Genomic DNA, 19,006 nt, shown 5'->3' with positions numbered 1-19,006 from the left:
CAAATTATTTATTAATTCTGGACACATATTTTAAATATCTAGTATCTATTTTAATGATATCATTAATTTTAATAAAAGACGGTACAACAATTTTTAGATTTGTTTTAAACACAGCTAATTTATTTTTATAACTTACACTATTATCAGAACAATGTTCAAATCTAACAACTCTTAAATGAATAAAATTTTTTATTACTACAGATATAAGTTTTTTATTCCATAATAATCCAAAATATTTTTTTCCAGGTACTAAAAATACTAAAATATTTTTTATATTATCTTTTTCTATAAAAATTTCATTATAATTTTTTAAATTAATAAAATAAAAAATATTTTCAGATCTGTATAAAAAAGAAATTTCTATATTTTCTATATCTGCTATTTTAAAATTTTCATTCGATCTAAAAGTTTTTTCTATTAATTTATTATTTATTAAATTTCTCATTTTAATTCTAACAAAAGATTGCCCTTTTCCAGGTTTAACAAAATCACTACGCTCAATGTTAAAAGGCACATTATTAAAAACTATTTTTAATCCATTTTTTAAACTATTACTATTACAAAATATCATAAAATTATACATTACTCATTTTTATTTTTTCAAAAAAAATATTTAATTTTTGTAAAACTTATCCTTAGAAAAATTATTTCTAAGGATAAGAAAATGTTAAAATACAATTAATTCTATAATAATAAAAAAATTATAAAAATATTAATTACATCATACCGCCCATTCCACCCATTCCACCCATTCCACTATTTGGTTGAGAATGACTGTTTAAATCAGATTTATCTTCTTTAGGTAAATCAGTTACCATACATTCTGTAGTAATCATCAATCCTGCTACTGAAGCAGCATATTGCAAAGCTGACCTAGTAACTTTAGTTGGATCTAATATTCCAAACTTTATCATATCACCATATTTATGAGTAGCAGCATTATACCCATAATTATGTTTACCATCTTTTACATTATTTGCCACTACAGAAGGTTCTTCTCCTGAATTAGATACTATTTGACGTAATGGAGCTTCCATAGCGCGGACTGCAACACGTATTCCAACATTTTGATCTTCATTATCACTTAACATCTTAGAAATTTTTTCAGCTACACGAACTAATGCTACTCCTCCTCCTGGTACTACTCCTTCTTCAACAGCAGCTCTAGTAGCATGTAAAGCATCTTCTACTCTTGCTTTTTTCTCTTTCATTTCTACTTCAGTAGCTGCTCCAACTTTTAATACCGCAACTCCTCCTGAAAGTTTAGCTAATCTTTCATTTAATTTTTCTTTATCATAATCAGAAGTAGACTCTTGTATTTCTTTTCTAATTTGTAAAACTCTATTTTTTATATTTTTCTTATTTCCTAAACCACCAATTATAGTAGTAGTTTCTTTAGTTATCACTACTCTTTTAGCTTGACCTAAATCTTCTATAGATGTTTTTTCTAAATCCATAGCAAGCTCTTCAGAAATCACTGAACCATTAGTTAAAATAGCAATGTCTTGCAACATAGATTTTCTTCTATCTCCAAAACCAGGGGCTTTTACAGCAGCTATTTTAACTATTCCTCTCATAGAATTTACTACTAAAGTAGCTAAAGCTTCCCCTTCTAAGTCTTCTGATATTATTAACAATGGCTTTCCTGATTTAGCTATAGCTTCTAATATAGATAATAATTCTCTTACATTAGATATTTTTTTATCTACCATTAAAATATAAGGATTTTCTAATTCAACTATACCTGATTCAGTTTTGTTAATAAAATAAGGAGATAAATATCCTCTATCAAATTGCATTCCTTTTACAACTTCTAATTCATTTTGTAATCCTGTTCCTTCTTCAACAGTAATTACACCATCGTTTCCAACTTTTTCCATTGCTTCAGAAATTAAAGCACCCACTTTTTCATCAGCATTAGCTGATATTGTACCAACTTGTGTAATAGCTTTTGAATCAGAACATGGAACAGACAATTTTCTTAATTCATTTACAGCATTTATAACAGCTTTATCTATACCTCTTTTTAAATCCATAGGATTCATACCAGAAGCAACAGCTTTCAATCCTTCATTTACTATTGCTTGAGCCAATAAAGTAGCTGTTGTAGTACCATCACCAGCAGCATCATTTGCTTTAGATGCTACTTCTTTAACCATCTGAGCACCCATATTTTCAAATTTATCTTCTAACTCTATTTCTCTCGCAACAGATACACCATCTTTAGTTATACTTGGAGCTCCGAAAGATTTGTCTAAAATAACATTTCTACCTTTTGGTCCTAAAGTTACTTTAACAGCATCAGCTAATACATTAACACCATTAAGCATTTTTATTCTAGCTTCATTACCAAATTTTACATCTTTAGCTGCCATATAAAAATTTCCTTTTAGCAATTTTGTTAAAAATAAAATACAGTGTTCTAAAATTTTTTTAAGAATATTATTTATTCTATAATTGCAAGAATATCACTTTCAGTTAAAATTAATACTTCTTTATTATCAATTTTTTCTGTTTTCGCGCCATATCCTTCATTAAAAATTACTATATCACCTATTTTAACATCTAAAGGTTTTACTTTTCCATTTTCTAAAATACGACCTTTACCTACAGCAATAACTACACCTCTGGAAGATTTTCCTGCAGAAGATCCAGTTAATACTATTCCTCCAGCAGATTTAGATTCTTTTTTTTTTCTCTCAACTATAACACGATCATGTAATGGACGAATTTTCATTTTTTTAAATACCTTATTTTATAATAAAATAATATATTATTTTTAAAAATTTTATAAGTATTTTATTTCTTAAAATTATATATATGTATTATATCATTTACTTTCAAGTAAAAATTTTATATTTTATAAATATATTTTATATATAAAAAATAAATTAGTTGACTTTTATAAATTTATTGCAAATAATTATATTTAATACGCCCGGATAGCTCAGTTGGTAGAGCAGTGGACTGAAAATCCCCGTGTCGGTGGTTCGATTCCGCCTTCGGGCATATTATTTTTATATTTTATTCATTATTTCCCAAAACAAAAATTTGAAAATATAGATTCTAACAAATCATTTTTATAAAATTTTCCAACTATATTATCCAAAAATCCTCTAGATACGTTTAAATTTTCAGACAAAATTTCTAAATTATTAAATTTTTTAAAATGTTTTTTAGAATAAACTAAATGAGATAAAGATCTTTTTATTAAATTAATATGTCTAATTCTAGATAAAAAAATATTTTTAGAAAAATTTTTAAACAATAATTTTTTTTTTAAAAATTTTAACAATAATTTTATACCAATATTTTTTTTAGCAGATACATGTATATAAGCAATATTTTTAATTATTTTTATATTAGGATAAACATTTCTTAAATCACATTTATTAAAAACTACTACATAATATATATTATTTGTATTTAAATACTTTATTATTTTTATATTAAAAATATTTTTTTTAAAATCATGTATATTATTATAATCTGTTAATAACAATACACAATTAGATTTTCTTATTTCTTTCCATGCCTTTGTAATTCCTATTTCTTCTATTTTATTCTTAGAATTATTTATTCCTGCAGTATCTGAAATACTAAAATTTATACCATCGAAAGAAAAACTATCCACTACAATGTCTCTTGTAGTACCGCTAAATGCTGTAACTATTGATCTTTCATTAGACAAAATAGCATTAAATAAACTAGATTTTCCTACATTAGGAACTCCTGTTATAACTATTTTAATACCATTTTTTAATAAATTATTTTTTTTTAATTTTTTATTTTCTTTTTTTAAAATATTTATTATTTTATCTATTTCTTTCAAAATAAAATTATTAATATTAATATTATATTCTTCTTCAGAATTTAAAATAATTTCAATATTTGTAATAATTTTTATTATTTTTTTGGATAACTTATTTATATAAATAGAATAATTTCCATTTACAGAATTTAAAGAAGAAATTAAAGTAGTCTTAGAATTTGCATTTATTAAATCATCTATTCCTTCTGCTTGAACTAAATCCATTTTATTATTAAAAAATGATCTTTTAGAAAATTCTCCGTTTTCTGCAATTCTAACATCTTCTATCAACAAAATATTTTTTAACAAAATATTTACTAAAATAGGACTTCCATGACATTGCAGTTCTAAAACATCTTCTCCTGTAAAAGAGCTGGGTTTTTCATATCTTATAACTATTCCTTTATCTATTATTTTACTATCTACAACACTAAAAAAACTTAAATAATGTGCATATCTAGGTTTTGGGACTTTTTTAAGAATCTTATTACAAATTTCTAAAATTTTATTACCAGAGATTCTTAGTACAGCAACACCTGATATTCCATATGGCGTAGCTAAAGCTACTATAGTATCTTGAATATACATATAATAAAAAATTTTCCAAAATATATGTTAAATAATAAAATATTAAAATTTAAATTTTTTATAAATTATTTTTTGTTGTACTATTGTTAATATATTACTGATTATATAGTATAAGACTAAACCGGATGGGAACCATAAGAAAAATATAGTAAAAAATATTGGCATTATATGCATTATCTTCTGTTGAAATGTATCTAAACTACTATCACTCTCAGAATCATTTTGCATAAAAAATGTAGTTATTCCCATTAATATTGGTAAAATAAAAAAAGGATCTTTGTCAGACAAATCTTTTATCCAAAATATAAATGGAGAATGTCTTAGTTCCACAGATTCAACAATTACATAATATAAAGAAAGAAATATTGGCATTTGAATTATAACAGGCAAGAAACTTCCTATTGGATTAATATTATTTTCTTTATATAAATTCATTATTTCTTTACTTAAAAAATTCTTATTGTCTTTATATTTTTTTTTCAAAAAACTTATTTTTTTTTGAATTTTTTTCATTTTTTCAACTTCAACATACTGAATTTTAGAAATTGGATACATTATAAATTTTATAATACAAGTAATTGCAATTATAGAAACACCCCAATTATTAAAAATATTATTTAAATAAGACAAAAATTCAAATAATGGTTGAGACAAAAACCATAAAAATCCATAATCTATGGTATAATATAAACTATCTGAAATTTCTAACATTTCTTTCTTTATTTTAGGACCAATCCATAATTTAGAACAAATTTGTTTATTTTCATAAGAATTAATATTAAATGGTTCTGTTTGATATCCAATTAAAACATCTCTATAATTCACTCTATCTAAAAATATTTTATTTTTTATAAAATTATCAGGTATCCAAGCAGATACAAAATATGGCTGAATCATAGCTATCCATTTGTTGTTAGAAAAGTCAGAAACATAATTTTTTTTAACTATATCATTAAAATTAATTTTTTCATATTTTGATTTACTGCTTGAATAAGCGGCACCTTTAAAAGTTTTAATACCAAAACTATAACTATGATGTTCTTTATCATAATTTATACTTTGAGTCAAATTTCCATATATAGAAAGATTTATTTTATTTTTAGAGTTATTAAATATATCATATTTTATTTTTACAAAATATTTCCCTCTTTCAAAAATAAAAGTCTTTATATATGATATACCATTTTTAGAAATCCATTTCATAGGAACTAATAAAAATTTATCATTATTTAATAAATGAAATTCCTTTTTTTTATTATAGCTATTATCATAATAAAAATTATTATTGTCTATACCTGACAATCCACTATTTACTTGATATATAAAATTTTTTTTTGATCTTAATAAATGTAATGGATCATAAGAATTAATATTTTCTTTATATTTTAATAAATCAGCTTTAATTATATTTCCAGTATTTTTTTCTATTGAAATATTAAAAGTATCAGTTTTTATACAAATTGTATTATCTGAATTAAAACAATTATCATCTTTTTCAAAATTTATGTTATTTATATTTTTTTTGTTAATAGAATTATGTAAAAAATTTATATTATTAAATTTATAAACAAAAAATGCTAACAAAAACAAAAAAATTAATATAAGAGTGTTCTTTATCCAATACATTTTATTCTCTCTTTTTAATAATTTTAAACATTATTAAAATATTTTAATTAATTTTTAATAAAATAATATGCAAATTATTATTATTTTTAAAAAATTAATAACAATATGATTAATTTTTTTTAAAATGTCTAGACCACAAAATATTTAAAGATTTTAGTAAATAAAAATTTTTTATATCAGACACATTATCTTTTATAATAACAACAAAATCCATATAAAATAATTTATTAATATTATATCTAAAACTTTCTCTTATTAATCTTTTGACAACATTTCTTTTATTAGAAAATTTTATAATACTAGAAGATATTCTTATTCCTAATCTAGGATAATAATAATTATTTTTTCTACTTAAAATTAAAAATTTTTTATTAAAAACTTTGTAAGATTTCTTAAAAACAAAATAAAACTGATAATTTTTTAATAATCTATATTTTTTTTTAAAAGAAAATTTTTTATGTTTTTTCATAAATTTTTTATTTAGAAGATATTGTTAATTTCAATCTTTTTTTTAATCTTCTTCTGTGCAAAATTTTTTTTCCATTTTTAGTAGACATTCTTTTTCTAAATCCATGAGATCTATTTTTTTTCAAAATTGACGGCTGATAAGTTCTTTTCATAAATATATAACTCAATATATTAAATATTTTTAATATTATATCTTAATTTTTATATATTAAAAATCCATTTAATAAAAATGTTTTATAAAAAAATCAAAATCACAAAAAATTTTTATGAAAATTTTATCAATAAAAATTAAATATTAAGTTTATAATAAAATAACATAAAAAAATGCATATATAACAAACATTCTAATGAAATAAATAAATAATTATGAAATTTATTATAAAACAAATTAATTTATTAAAAGTATTAAAACAGGCTAATTTAGTATTAGTAAAAAATAACAAAAATCCAATACTAGAAAATATACTTATAAAATTAAAAAAAAAAAAAATATTTTTAACATGTAGTAATTTAGAAACAGAACTAATTATAAAAACAAATGTAGACAAAGAAATTTGTTCAGGAAAGACTACAGTATCTGGAAAAAAATTACTGAGTATATGCAAAAGTTTTTCAAAAAATGAAAATATATTAATTGAAAAAAAAAAAAATTTCTTAATAATAAAAATAAAAAAAATTATATTTAAATTATCTACTCTGCCACACTCAGAATATCCAAAATTTACTTTATTCAAAAAATACAATAAATTTTCAATTCATGCAAAAAAATTTAAAAAAATAATTGAAAAATCATATTTTTGTATGGCAAAAAACGATGCCAGATACTATTTAAACGGATTATTTGTTATATTAAAAAATAACTATATTCAATCAGTTTCTACTGATGGATATAAAATGGCAATATCTACATATTTTCTAAAAAATGAAAACTACATAACAAATTCTGTAATAATCGCAAAAACAGGAGTATTAGAACTATTAAAAATATTAAATGAAATTTACGAAAAAATAAATATATTAATAAACAATTATCATCTAAAAATTATAACAAAAGAAATTATGTTTACTACAAAATTAATAGATGGAAATTTTCCAAATTATAGAAATTTAATAATTAAAAATCCTGACACAATAATAGAAATAAATTTAAAATTGTTAAAAAAAACTTTAAATAGAATTTCTATTCTGTCAGACTCATCCTTTTATGGCGCAAAATTTTATATAAAAAATAATACTATGAAAATAACTTCTCAAAATGAAGAATATGAGACAGCAGAAGAAAAAATATTAATAAAAAAAAATAATAATAATATTATTAAATTCAATTTAAACACAAAATATTTTTTAAATATATTACAACATATTTTTAGTGAAAAAGTATATTTATTAATTAACAAAAATTTTTCAACAATACAAATACAAGAAAAAAAAAATAGCTTGAATATTTATATGATCATGCCATTAATATTATAAAAATTTATCTATAAAAAACATAAAAAAAAGAGAAAATATATGCCAAATTCATATAATTCATCTAATATAAAAGTATTAAAAGGTTTAGACGCTGTAAAAAAAAGACCAAACATGTACATAGGAAATACAGATGATGGAAGTGGACTACATCACATGGTATTTGAAGTAGTTGATAATTCCATAGATGAAGCATTGTCTGGTTACTGTAACAAAATATTAATAAAAATGTATTTAGACAATTCTATTTCAATAGAAGACAATGGAAGGGGAATGCCTATAGATATTCATAAAGAAGAAAAAAAATCCGCAGCAGAAGTTATCATGACAGTATTACATGCAGGAGGAAAATTTGATTCTGAATCTTATAAGATATCAGGTGGTCTACACGGAGTAGGAATATCTGTAGTAAATGCACTTTCAGAAAAATTATATTTAACAATATATAGAAATGGAAAAAAATTTAAACAAACATATAAATATGGAAAACCTATAACAAATTTAAAAATAATAAAAAAAAGTAAAAAAACAGGAACAAAAATAAAATTTTTCCCAAACAAAAAAATATTTACAAACATAAAAAAATTTAATTACGAAATTCTTTATAATAGATTACAAGAATTATCATTTTTAAATTCTGGTATATCAATATATTTAGAAAATAAAAAAAAAAATATTATTAAAAAATTTTATAATAAAGGTAATATAAAAAATTTTATAAAATTTTTAAACAAAAAAGAAAATCCTATACATAAAAAAATATTTTATTTTTCAAAAAAAAAAAAAAATATAAAATTAGAAATTGCTATACAATGGAATAATAAATTTTCAGAAAAAATTTTATGTTTTACAAACAATATAAAACAAAAGGAAGGAGGTACGCATTTATCAGGATTCAAATCTTCTATTACAAGAACTATTAATAACTATATAGAAAAATCATACATTACAAAAAAAAATAAAATTGTTGCAACTGGAAATGATACTAGAGAAGGTTTAAGAGCTATTATTTTAATTTATATGCAAAATCCAAAATTTTCTTCGCAAACAAAAGATAAACTAGTATCTTCAGAAATAAAATCTTTTGTAGAATCCTCTTTAAATGAACATTTTAATGAATATTTATTAGAAAATCCTAATGATGCAAAAATTATAACAAATAAAATAATACAAGCAATAAAAACAAGAGAAGCTGCAAAAAAAGCAAGAGAAATAACTAGAAAAAAAAATACTTTAGATATATGTGCGATACCAGGAAAATTATCAGATTGCCAAGAAAAAAATCCAAAATTGTCTGAAATTTATTTAGTAGAAGGAGATTCAGCTGGGGGGTCAGCTAAACAAGGAAGAAATAGAAAAAATCAAGCAATACTACCATTAAAAGGAAAAATATTAAATGTAGAAAAATCTAAATTTGAAAAAATGCTTTCTTCAGAAGAAGTAAAAAATTTAATAACAGCTTTAGGATGTGGAATAATTGATAATGCTTTTTCTATAGAAAAACTTAGATATCATAATGTTATAATAATGACAGATGCAGATGTAGACGGATCACATATAAGAACTCTTCTACTAACATTTTTTTACAGACAAATGCCAAAAATAATAGAACACGGTCATGTTTTTATAGCACAACCTCCTTTGTATAAAATAAAATTAAAAAACAAAGAAATTTTTATAAAAGATGAAAAAACATTGAATATTTTTAAAATAAAAAATGCTTTAAAAAATTGTAAAATGTATATCACCAATCCTAAAAAAAAAAAAATAAATATAAAAAAACTTTATGAAATAATTTTTGATTATATAAACCTAAAACAAATAATTAAAAAAAAACAGAATAAAACATTTATATTATTATTTGATCAATTAATAAAAAAACCTATATCATTTTCTTTCAAAAATAAAAAAGAAATACAAACATGGATAACAGAAATAATAAAAAATTTAGAAAAAAATAAAAAAAATAATATTTTTTATAAATATAAACTAAAAAAAAATGATATAAATAAAACTTTTTCAATAAAAATAAAAAAATATATATATGGAAAAAAAGATATAATAAATGTAACAAAAAACACTTTTCTTGAAAAGGAATATTATAAAATAAAACAATTTAGTAAAAAAATAAATATATTAATTAAAAAAAATACTTTTATATTAAAAAATAAAACTTTATATAAATTATCTAATTTTAAAAATATGTTAAATAATTTAATACGAGAGTCAAAAAATAGAATATTAATACAAAGATATAAAGGTCTTGGAGAAATGAATCCAAATCAACTTTGGAAAACAACAATGGATCCAAAAACCAGAAGAATGTTAAAAGTATCAATAAAAGATAGTAAAAAAGCAAATGAATTATTTAAAACCCTGATGGGTGACTCTGTAAAATTAAGAAAAAAATTTATAGAAAACAATTCTTTAAAAGCAGAAAATATAGATTTTTAAAAAAATATAAAAAATTTTGCGGCAGGAATTTTAAATAACCCGCCGCTACTATAAAGAAATTAAATTTTGATTTTATAAATTTTTATATTATTATATATAATAATAATAATAATCATTTTATATATAAGATATTAAAATTTTAATTTTTGAAAAATATGATTTAAAAATATTTAAAATTTTTTTATCTTTTAAAAAAATGTTTTAACACATTTTTTTTAGAAATTGAATTAGCATCATCAGACAAAATTGTTACAAAATTAGGTTGAATTTCTAAAATACCTCCAGATAAATAAAAAAAATTCTCCTTTTTTAAACTATCTAAAATATATAATGGACCAGATTTTATATAAGTTAATAATTGAGAATGACCAGGATATATACACAATTCACCCGCTGATCCTAATACATAAATTTTAATCACATCTTTAGAAAATATATGTTTATTTTGACTAACAACTTCTAAAAAAAATGTCATATAATGTCCTAAATTTAAAAAAATTCATATTAAAAATTTTTATTTTTTTAAAATTTCATCTATTTTACCTATCATATAAAAAGATTTTTCAGGAACATGATCTAATTCTCCAGAAATAATCTGTTTAAATCCATCTATTGTATCTTTTAAACTTACATATTTTCCAGAAATACCAGTAAAAGTTTCAGCCACAAAAAATGGTTGAGATAAAAATTTTTCTACTTTCCTAGCTCTAAATACTAACAATTTATCTTTTTCAGATAACTCATCCATTCCCAATATAGAAATAATATCTTTTAGTTCTCTATATTTTTGTAAAATCTTTTGAACATTTTTAGCAGTTTCGTAATGTTCTTGACTAATAATCTCTGGATCCAATTGTTTGCTGGTAGAAGTTAAAGGATCTATTGCTGGATAAATTCCTAAAGAAGCAATGTTCCTATTTAAAGTTATAGTAGAATCTAAATGTGAAAAAGTAGAAGATGGAGATGGATCAGTAAAATCATCAGCAGGAACATATACAGCTTGTATAGAAGTTATTGAGCCATCTTCTGTAGAAGTTATTCTTTCTTGTAAAACACCCATTTCTTCACATAAAGTAGGTTGATATCCAACAGCTGAAGGAATTCTTCCTAAAATAGAAGATACTTCTGTACCAGCTAAAGTATATCTATATATATTATCTATAAATAACAAAACATTTTTACCATCATCTCTAAATTTTTCCGCTAAAGTAAGCCCTGTAAACGCCACTCTTAGTCTATTACCTGGAGGCTCATTCATTTGACCATATACTAAAATAACTTTATTTAAAACTTTAGAAATTTTCATTTCATTATAAAAATCATTACCTTCCCTGGTTCTTTCTCCAACACCAGTAAATACAGAATATCCAGAATGTTCAATAGAAATATTTCTAATTAATTCCATCATATTTACTGTTTTACCAACACCTGCCCCTCCAAACAACCCTACTTTTCCTCCCTTTAAGAAAGGACATATTAAATCTATAACCTTTATTCCAGTTTCCAGTATTTTATTGTTAATAGGTCTAGATAAATAATCTGGAGGTGATCTATGTATTTTTCGATATTCTATTTCTTTTTTCTTATTAATATTTTTTATTTTTCCTTTACCATCTATAGGATTTCCTAAAACATCTATAATTCTTCCAAGCATAGATTTTCCAACTGGAATTTTTATACAATGACCTAAATCTTCAACTTTCAAACCTCTTCTAAGGCCATGTGAAGAACTCATAGAAATAGTTCTAACTACTCCATCACCTATATGTTGCTGAACTTCTAAAAAAATTTTTTTATTATTTATTTTTATTCTCAACTGATTAAAAATTTTTGGAATATTTTTTTGTGAAAATTCTACGTCTATTATATCTCCAATGATTTGAACAATTTTTCCAACATTCATATTTTTTAAAAACCTTTATAAATATTTTAAAATGATATTATGAAATTGTTAAATATCCAGAAACAATTTCTATAATTTCTTTAGTAACAGTAAATTGACGAGATTTATTATATGTTAACTTTAATTTTTTTATTATATTGTTAATATTATCAGACGATTGTTTCATAGAAAAAAATCTAGAAGAATGTTCGCAATATAAATTTTCTAAAATTTTACAATATAAAATAGATCTTAAATATTTTTTAAACAATGTTTTTAATAAAAATTTAGAATTAGGTTCATAAATATAATCCCACGAAAATTTTCTATAAACATTTACATGTAAATTTTTGTTATAAAAAGGTAACAGTTGAAATATATTAGGTGTAAAATTCATAGAATTAATAAATTTATTACTAGCTAAAAAAAATTTTTGAAATTTTTTTTTATTATACATATCTATTATAATATCTAAAATTTTAGTCACACATTTAGATAATGAAAATTCCAACAAACTAAAATTTTTAATAATAAAATTATTATTCATAGATTTAAAAAAATTTATACCTTTTTTACCAATTACTATTAATTTTATATTAAATTTATAAAATTTTTTAATTTGTTCCAATATTTTTTTAAATAAATTTATGTTTAAACTACCACATAATCCTTTATCTGTAGAAATTATTATAATACATATATTTTTAATCACGCTATTGTTTATTAAATATTTATTTGTATATTCTAAATTACAACTAATAATATTATTTATAATTCTTTTTATAGAATTTTTATATGGAAATCGATTATCAATTTTAAATTTAATTTTTTTTATTTTAGATATAGATATCATTTCCATAGTTTTAGTAACTTTATTAATATTTTCCACACTAAAAATTTTATTTCGTATTTCCTTAGCGGATGACATAAAAAAATTCCTAACAATTTTGAAAAAAGTTTTTTGCATTAAAATTATTTATAATTTTAAAAAATTGATTTTTTATAAAATTATTATACAAACCATAAGAATTTATTTCTTTAGTTAAACTAAAAAAATTTTTATTAAAATATTCTAACAACAATTTTTCATAAATATGAACTTTTTTTGTAGGTATCTTTTCTAAAAAATTATTTTCTACACTAAATAAAAGTAATGACTGTTCAGCTACACTCAATGGCTTATGTTTACACTGTTTAAAAAGTTCTATTAATTTTTTACCATGCAAAAGAATATTTTTTGAAACTTTGTCCAAATCAGAAGAAAATTTTGAAAATGAAGATAATTCTCTATATTGAGACAAATAAGTTCTAATTTTTATAGACATCTTTTTCATAATCTGAGTTTGCGCAGAACCTCCTACTCGAGACACGGAAATTCCTGGATTAATAGCTGGTATTATGCCAGAGTTAAACAAATTTGATTCTAAAAAAATTTGACCATCAGTAATAGAAATTATATTAGTAGGTATGTAAGAGGAAATGTCTCCTTCTTGTGTTTCTACAATAGGAAAAGCAGTTAAAGATCCAGTATTATCTTTTTTTTTACCTTTAGTTTTATTAAAAACATACTCTTCACTAACTTTAGAAGATCTTTCTAGTAATTTAGCATGTAGATAAAAAATGTCTCCCGGAAATGCTTCTCTTCCTGGAGGTCTTCTTAACAATAGAGATATTTGTCTATATGCAATTGCATGCTTGGATAAATCATCATATATTATTAAAGCATCTTCTCCATTATCTCTAAAAAATTCACCAATAGTACACCCAACATATGGAGACAAATATTGTAAAGAAGCTGCATCAGAAGATGAAGACACAACTATTATAGTATTTTTTAACACATCTTTTTCTTCTAATATTTTAACTATATTCAAAACAGTAGACATTTTTTGACCTATTGCAACATATATACATCTTATTCCAGTATTTTTTTGATTTATAATAATGTCTACTGCAATTGTAGTTTTTCCTGTTTGTCTATCTCCTATTATCAATTCTCTTTGACCTTTTCCAATAGGTATCATAGAATCTATTGCTTTACATCCAGTTTGAACTGGTTCATTGACAGGAGAACGAGAAATTACATTTGGAGCCTCTTTTTCCACTTTAGAATATTTAAAAAAATTTAATTTTCCTTTACCATCTATAGGTTCTCCTAAACTATTTAAAACTCTTCCAAGCAAACCATTTCCAACAGGTATTTCTAATATCTTTTTAGTACATTTAACTTCCATTCCCTCACATAAATTTATATATGATCCTAAAACTATAGCTCCAACACAATCACGTTCTAAATTTAATGCTATAGCATATTTTTTATTATCTACTAACAAAACTTCACCTAACATAACTTTAGATATTCCTACTATTTTTATGATTCCATCAACTACAGAAATAATTTTTCCTACATTATAACTATCACTAAAAATCTTAAATTTAGAAATTCTTTTCTCTATAATATTAGTGATAGATTGTGAACTAAAATTCATATTAGTCATACCTCTACTATACATCTAACATATATTTTTTTAATTTATTCAAATAACAATTAAAACTATTATCAAATATTATGTCATTAACTTTAATTATAAATCCATAAATTATGGATTTATCTATAATATTCTTTAAAAATACTTTTTTAAAAAAATTTACTTTTACAAAATTAGATATATTATTAATAATATTTTTAGACAAAAAATTTTTTGAATAAACTATAGCAGTAATCACTTTTTTATCATATTTCCAATAATTGTAAAACATATTTTTAATGTTTTTCAATAAATTCATTACATTATCTCTAAACAAAATTTTTATGAAATTTTTAAAATAACAATTAAAATTATTCTTACAAATTTTTAAAAATAAATTTTCAAAAATTTTCTTTTTACAAGTTAGATAAAAAATATTTTTAGAAACAATATAAAAATATATTTTAATAGAAAAATTAATCATTTTATACCATCTAAAAACTTCAAAATTTTTTTTAGAAAATTTATATGCTGCTTTTGCGTATGGTCTAGACAATGTGTTTTTAATCATAAATTATAATATTTCTCTATAAAGACATTAAATTTTAAATTTTTTTTCAAAAATTTTATTTACATTATTTTTTTTAACATATTCTTTTAATATTTTTTTAGCAATAAAAATTGATAAGTTACTAGTTTCTTTTTGCAAATCTGTTAGAATTTTGTTTTTTTTTAAATTTAATTTTTTTATACCTTCAGCAACTATCACTTTTCTTTTTTGTTCTGCATTTAAAATAGCTGCTTCTAAAATTAAAATTCTATCAGATTGTGCGTTTTCAAGTATTTTTATTGCTTTTTTATTCGCCATATTTATTTTATTTTGTGCAATTTTTTCTATTTCTAAAGATCTTATCTTAATATTTTTTGCTAATTTAAAAGACTTATCTATTTCTTCTTGTCTAATTTTTATAGATCTTATTATGTTAGGCCATATATATTTAGCACAAAAAAATACAAATAAAAAAAAAGAAATAGTTTGCCCTAAAATAGTTGCATTTATTTTCATTTTGTTATTTTCCAAAAAATTTTTAATAAATATAATATTATAGTAACAAAACAACAAAATTTATATAACAGCAAATAAAATATATAAACTAATTCCAACGACTATCATAGGTACAGCATCTATTAATCCCATAATAACAAAAAATTGAGTTCTTAAAATAGGAATTAGATCAGGTTGTCTGGAAGCTCCTTCTAAAAATTTACTACCTAATATACCTATTCCAATAGCAGCTCCAATAGATGATAATCCTAACATAATAGCAGAAGCTATATATAACATTTCTATATTAATATGAGACATATTTTTACCCCAGTTGTATAAAAAAATTAATAATAAAAATTATTTTTTAATGACCATAGACAAATAAACTGTTGACAACATCATAAAAAGAAAAGATTGCAAAAATGTTATTAAAATATGAAAAATAGCTAATGGCACATAAAAAATCCATTGCATCCACCAAGGAACAATACATGATATTAATATGAATATAATCTCACCAGCATAAATATTACCAAAAAGTCTTAAACTTAAAGATATAAACTTAGATATTAATCCTATTAATTCTAAAAAAAAATTAAAAATAAAAAAACATGGATTAGAAAATGGATGCAAAAAAAAATTTAAAAAAAAATTTTTAAATCCTTTATATTTAATACCATAAAATAGTATTAATAAAAATATGCTAAAACCCATAGATAAAGTAATGTTTATATCAGAAGAAGGCACATATTTAATATTATCTATATTAAAAAATTCTTTGAAAAAACATGGTATAAAATCAACAGGTATAACACCCATTATATTCATTAAAAAAGTCCATATAAATATTGTAAGAGATAAAGAAGAAATATAAATGTTACTTTTACCAATTATATTTTTAACATTATTATCTACAAACATTATTATTATTTCAACAATAGACTGAACCTTTCCAGGTTTTTTATAATTAAACGTTCTAGCAACAAAAAAAAATATTGTTAAAAACAACAAACATAAAAACTGTGAAAATAAAATTGAATCTAAATTTAATACCCAAAAACTATTATTTTTACAATTACTATTTATAAAACAAAAATTATTTAAATTTATTTGAAAATGCGTCAAATGATGACTAATATAATCTTTAGAATTAAAAATGTAAGTCAAGTTCATTAAAAAAACCTTTTTATTAAAAAAATTTATTTTCATGTTATATAATATAATTTATAACTTTATTAATATAACAAAAACTTTAATAAAAAAACAAAAATAAATAAAATAAAATATTATAAAAAAATGTATAATATGTATTAATATTTGATAAATTTCTTTTTTAAATTTATTAATAAAATAGAAATAGCAGCAGGAGTTATTCCTTGTATTCTAGAAGCTTGACCAATAGAAGAAGGTTTATATTTATTTAACACAAACTGAACCTCTTTAGATAAACCCGCTATCTTTGCATAATTAAATTTAACAGGTAATAAAATATTTTCATAAAAACCAATTTTTTTTACTTCTTTATTTTGTCTATTTATATATCCTTCATATTTACAAATTATTTCTACTTGTTTGATAGCTTCAAAATCTTTAGAAACGAAACTAAAAGTTTTTAAAAAATTAAAATTTTCAATTTTAAAATTAGGTCTTTTTAAGATTTTATATAGAGAAAAAGATTTTTTTAAAGAAATGTTAAATTTCTTGTTCAATATATCATAATCTAAAGAATTTAATAATAATTTATATTTCTTCAAATTTAAAATTTCCATTTTTATATTATTTTTTTTTTGAAGGTATCTATTCCATCTTTTATCACATATTATTCCAAATTTTCTTCCTAATTTTGTTAATCTAATATCTGCATTATCTTCTCTTAAAAACAAACGATTTTCAGATCTAGATGTAAACATTCTATATGGTTCTTTAGTTCCTTTAACACATAAATCATCTACTAATACTCCTAAATAAGAAACACTTCTCTTTGGAGACCACATAGATTCTCCAAAACTATATAGAGATGCATTTAATCCAGCCACTAAACCCTGAGAAGCAGCCTCTTCATAACCTGTAGTACCATTAATTTGTCCTGCAAAAAATAAACCATCTATATAAACACTTTCCAAAGTTTTTTTCAAATCTCTAGGATCAAAAAAATCATATTCTACAGCATATCCAAAGTGCAAAATTTCAGAATGTTCCAAACCATTTATAGAATGTAGAATTTCTAATTGTATATTTTCTGGAAAACTAGTTGAAATACCATTTGGATAAATTGAAAAACTATTTATACTTTCCGGCTCTAAAAATATTTGATGTTTTTTTCTATTCGGAAATCTAATTATTTTATCTTCAATAGATGGGCAATATCTAGGTCCTTTACTATTTATAACTCCTGAATACATAGAACTTTTATGTATATTTTTTTTTATAATACTAAAAGTTTTTTCATTAGTATATGTTATATAACAAGGAACATGTTTCAACTTTTTGTATTTTTCTTTTAAAAAAGAAAAATTAAATTGTATATTATGACTTCTCTGCTTTTTTAACTTATTAAAATTTATAGTTCTAGAATCTATTCTTGGAGGAGTTCCAGTTTTTAATCTTCCAAATCTAAAAGGAAACTTTTTCAAGTTAATAGATAAATTTTTAGAAGAAAAATCATTAAATCTACCTCCTGAAAAAAATTTTTTACCAACATAAATTTTACCATTTAAGAAAGTACCAGTTGTAATTACTACAGATTTAGAAAAAAATTTTTTTCCTGAATTCGTAATTACTCCTAAAACTTTATCATTTTTTACAATCAAATCTTCTACTTCACATTCTAATACAAACAAATTTTTTTCATTAAACAAAAATTTATGAATATTTTTTTTATAAAAACATCTATCAACTTGCATTCTAGTAGATCGTACAGCAAAACCTTTATTAGTATTTAAATACCTAAATTGTATACATGATCTATCAGCAACCTTCGCCATAATACCGCCTAATGCATCTACCTCTTTTACTAAATGACTCTTTCCAATACCACCTATAGAAGGATTACATGATAATTCTCCAATTTTATTAATACTTTGAGTCAATAAAAGAGTTTTAGAATTTCTTCTAGATGCAACTAAAGATGCTTCTGTTCCTGCATGACCTCCACCAACTACTATAACATCAAAATAAATTAAATTAGTCAT

General features: G+C 21.5%; 18 protein-coding genes and 1 tRNA gene. 3 read left to right on the top strand and 16 right to left on the bottom strand.

The genetic code is table 11. From position 1 onward, the window contains the following. Positions 1-4: 4 nt before the first annotated feature. The 3 genes from RJD44_RS00095 to RJD44_RS00085 all read right to left on the bottom strand — a co-directional run bounded on the left by RJD44_RS00095 (position 5) and on the right by RJD44_RS00085 (position 2,737). Positions 5-571 (bottom strand): elongation factor P, encoded by a 567-nt coding sequence (locus RJD44_RS00095; RefSeq protein WP_343189963.1) that lies wholly within the window; start codon positions 569-571, stop codon positions 5-7. Positions 572-716: 145 nt separating this feature from the next. Further along, positions 717-2,375, bottom strand: a complete 1,659-nt coding sequence (groL, locus tag RJD44_RS00090) for a chaperonin GroEL (RefSeq protein WP_343189962.1) — start codon at positions 2,373-2,375, stop codon at positions 717-719. A gap of 71 nt (positions 2,376-2,446) precedes the next feature. After that, on the bottom strand, positions 2,447-2,737 hold the full coding sequence (locus RJD44_RS00085; RefSeq protein ID WP_343189961.1) for a co-chaperone GroES: 291 nt from the start codon (positions 2,735-2,737) through the stop codon (positions 2,447-2,449). A 199-nt stretch (positions 2,738-2,936) separates the two neighbouring features. Between RJD44_RS00085 and RJD44_RS00080 the strand changes: the two genes are divergently transcribed. Continuing rightward, positions 2,937-3,009: transfer RNA gene (locus RJD44_RS00080), tRNA-Phe, on the top strand. 22 nt (positions 3,010-3,031) lie between these two features. On the opposite strand, the gene mnmE is transcribed toward RJD44_RS00080, so the two are convergent. The 4 genes from mnmE to rpmH all read right to left on the bottom strand — a co-directional run bounded on the left by mnmE (position 3,032) and on the right by rpmH (position 6,645). Further along, positions 3,032-4,399, bottom strand: a complete 1,368-nt coding sequence (mnmE, locus tag RJD44_RS00075; protein WP_343189960.1) for a tRNA uridine-5-carboxymethylaminomethyl(34) synthesis GTPase MnmE — start codon at positions 4,397-4,399, stop codon at positions 3,032-3,034. 42 nt (positions 4,400-4,441) lie between these two features. Beyond that, a complete protein-coding gene (gene yidC, locus RJD44_RS00070) occupies positions 4,442-6,025 on the bottom strand; it encodes a membrane protein insertase YidC (RefSeq protein WP_343189959.1) in 1,584 nt (527 codons plus the stop codon). 109 nt (positions 6,026-6,134) lie between these two features. Continuing rightward, on the bottom strand, positions 6,135-6,494 hold the full coding sequence (gene rnpA / locus RJD44_RS00065; RefSeq protein WP_343189958.1) for a ribonuclease P protein component: 360 nt from the start codon (positions 6,492-6,494) through the stop codon (positions 6,135-6,137). Between the two features lie 7 nt (positions 6,495-6,501). Then, positions 6,502-6,645 (bottom strand): 50S ribosomal protein L34, encoded by a 144-nt coding sequence (gene rpmH / locus RJD44_RS00060; protein WP_343189957.1) that lies wholly within the window; start codon positions 6,643-6,645, stop codon positions 6,502-6,504. A gap of 214 nt (positions 6,646-6,859) precedes the next feature. On the opposite strand from rpmH, the gene dnaN reads away from it, so the two are divergent. Both dnaN and gyrB read left to right on the top strand, forming a co-directional pair. Beyond that, positions 6,860-7,966, top strand: a complete 1,107-nt coding sequence (gene dnaN, locus RJD44_RS00055) for a DNA polymerase III subunit beta (protein WP_343189956.1) — start codon at positions 6,860-6,862, stop codon at positions 7,964-7,966. Between the two features lie 39 nt (positions 7,967-8,005). Next, the gene (gyrB, locus tag RJD44_RS00050; RefSeq protein WP_343189955.1) at positions 8,006-10,417 is read left to right on the top strand and encodes a DNA topoisomerase (ATP-hydrolyzing) subunit B; all 2,412 of its coding nucleotides are present in this window, start codon (positions 8,006-8,008) and stop codon (positions 10,415-10,417) included. Between the two features lie 181 nt (positions 10,418-10,598). On the opposite strand, the gene atpC is transcribed toward gyrB, so the two are convergent. From atpC to mnmG, 9 genes are all read right to left on the bottom strand, one after another. Further along, positions 10,599-10,892 (bottom strand): ATP synthase F1 subunit epsilon, encoded by a 294-nt coding sequence (atpC, locus tag RJD44_RS00045; RefSeq protein WP_343189954.1) that lies wholly within the window; start codon positions 10,890-10,892, stop codon positions 10,599-10,601. A gap of 39 nt (positions 10,893-10,931) precedes the next feature. Further along, the gene (gene atpD, locus RJD44_RS00040) at positions 10,932-12,320 is read right to left on the bottom strand and encodes a F0F1 ATP synthase subunit beta (RefSeq protein WP_343189953.1); all 1,389 of its coding nucleotides are present in this window, start codon (positions 12,318-12,320) and stop codon (positions 10,932-10,934) included. Between the two features lie 37 nt (positions 12,321-12,357). Then, positions 12,358-13,227, bottom strand: a complete 870-nt coding sequence (gene atpG, locus RJD44_RS00035; protein WP_343189952.1) for an ATP synthase F1 subunit gamma — start codon at positions 13,225-13,227, stop codon at positions 12,358-12,360. A 10-nt stretch (positions 13,228-13,237) separates the two neighbouring features. After that, positions 13,238-14,788: a F0F1 ATP synthase subunit alpha gene (gene atpA / locus RJD44_RS00030; protein ID WP_343189951.1), complete on the bottom strand. Its 1,551-nt coding sequence runs from the start codon at positions 14,786-14,788 to the stop codon at positions 13,238-13,240. A gap of 16 nt (positions 14,789-14,804) precedes the next feature. Further along, a complete protein-coding gene (atpH, locus tag RJD44_RS00025; protein ID WP_343189950.1) occupies positions 14,805-15,338 on the bottom strand; it encodes an ATP synthase F1 subunit delta in 534 nt (177 codons plus the stop codon). A gap of 27 nt (positions 15,339-15,365) precedes the next feature. Further along, entirely contained in the window at positions 15,366-15,833 is a 468-nt protein-coding gene (atpF, locus tag RJD44_RS00020) for a F0F1 ATP synthase subunit B (RefSeq protein ID WP_343189949.1), read from the bottom strand. Positions 15,834-15,893: 60 nt separating this feature from the next. After that, positions 15,894-16,133 (bottom strand): F0F1 ATP synthase subunit C, encoded by a 240-nt coding sequence (atpE, locus tag RJD44_RS00015; RefSeq protein ID WP_343189948.1) that lies wholly within the window; start codon positions 16,131-16,133, stop codon positions 15,894-15,896. Between the two features lie 39 nt (positions 16,134-16,172). Beyond that, positions 16,173-16,988 carry a F0F1 ATP synthase subunit A gene (gene atpB / locus RJD44_RS00010; protein WP_343189947.1) on the bottom strand — a complete coding sequence of 272 codons (816 nt, stop codon included), beginning with the start codon at positions 16,986-16,988 and terminating at the stop codon, positions 16,173-16,175. 137 nt (positions 16,989-17,125) lie between these two features. Then, positions 17,126-19,006, bottom strand: coding sequence for a tRNA uridine-5-carboxymethylaminomethyl(34) synthesis enzyme MnmG (gene mnmG, locus RJD44_RS00005; protein ID WP_343189946.1), 1,881 nt, complete (start codon positions 19,004-19,006; stop codon positions 17,126-17,128).

Source organism: Buchnera aphidicola (Astegopteryx bambusae), assembly GCF_039365365.1.
GTDB classification, from domain to species: domain Bacteria; phylum Pseudomonadota; class Gammaproteobacteria; order Enterobacterales; family Enterobacteriaceae; genus Buchnera_G; species Buchnera_G aphidicola_B.
The sequence above is the reverse complement of the archived record's forward strand: the minus strand, read 5'-3'. Positions and strand labels throughout refer to the sequence as shown.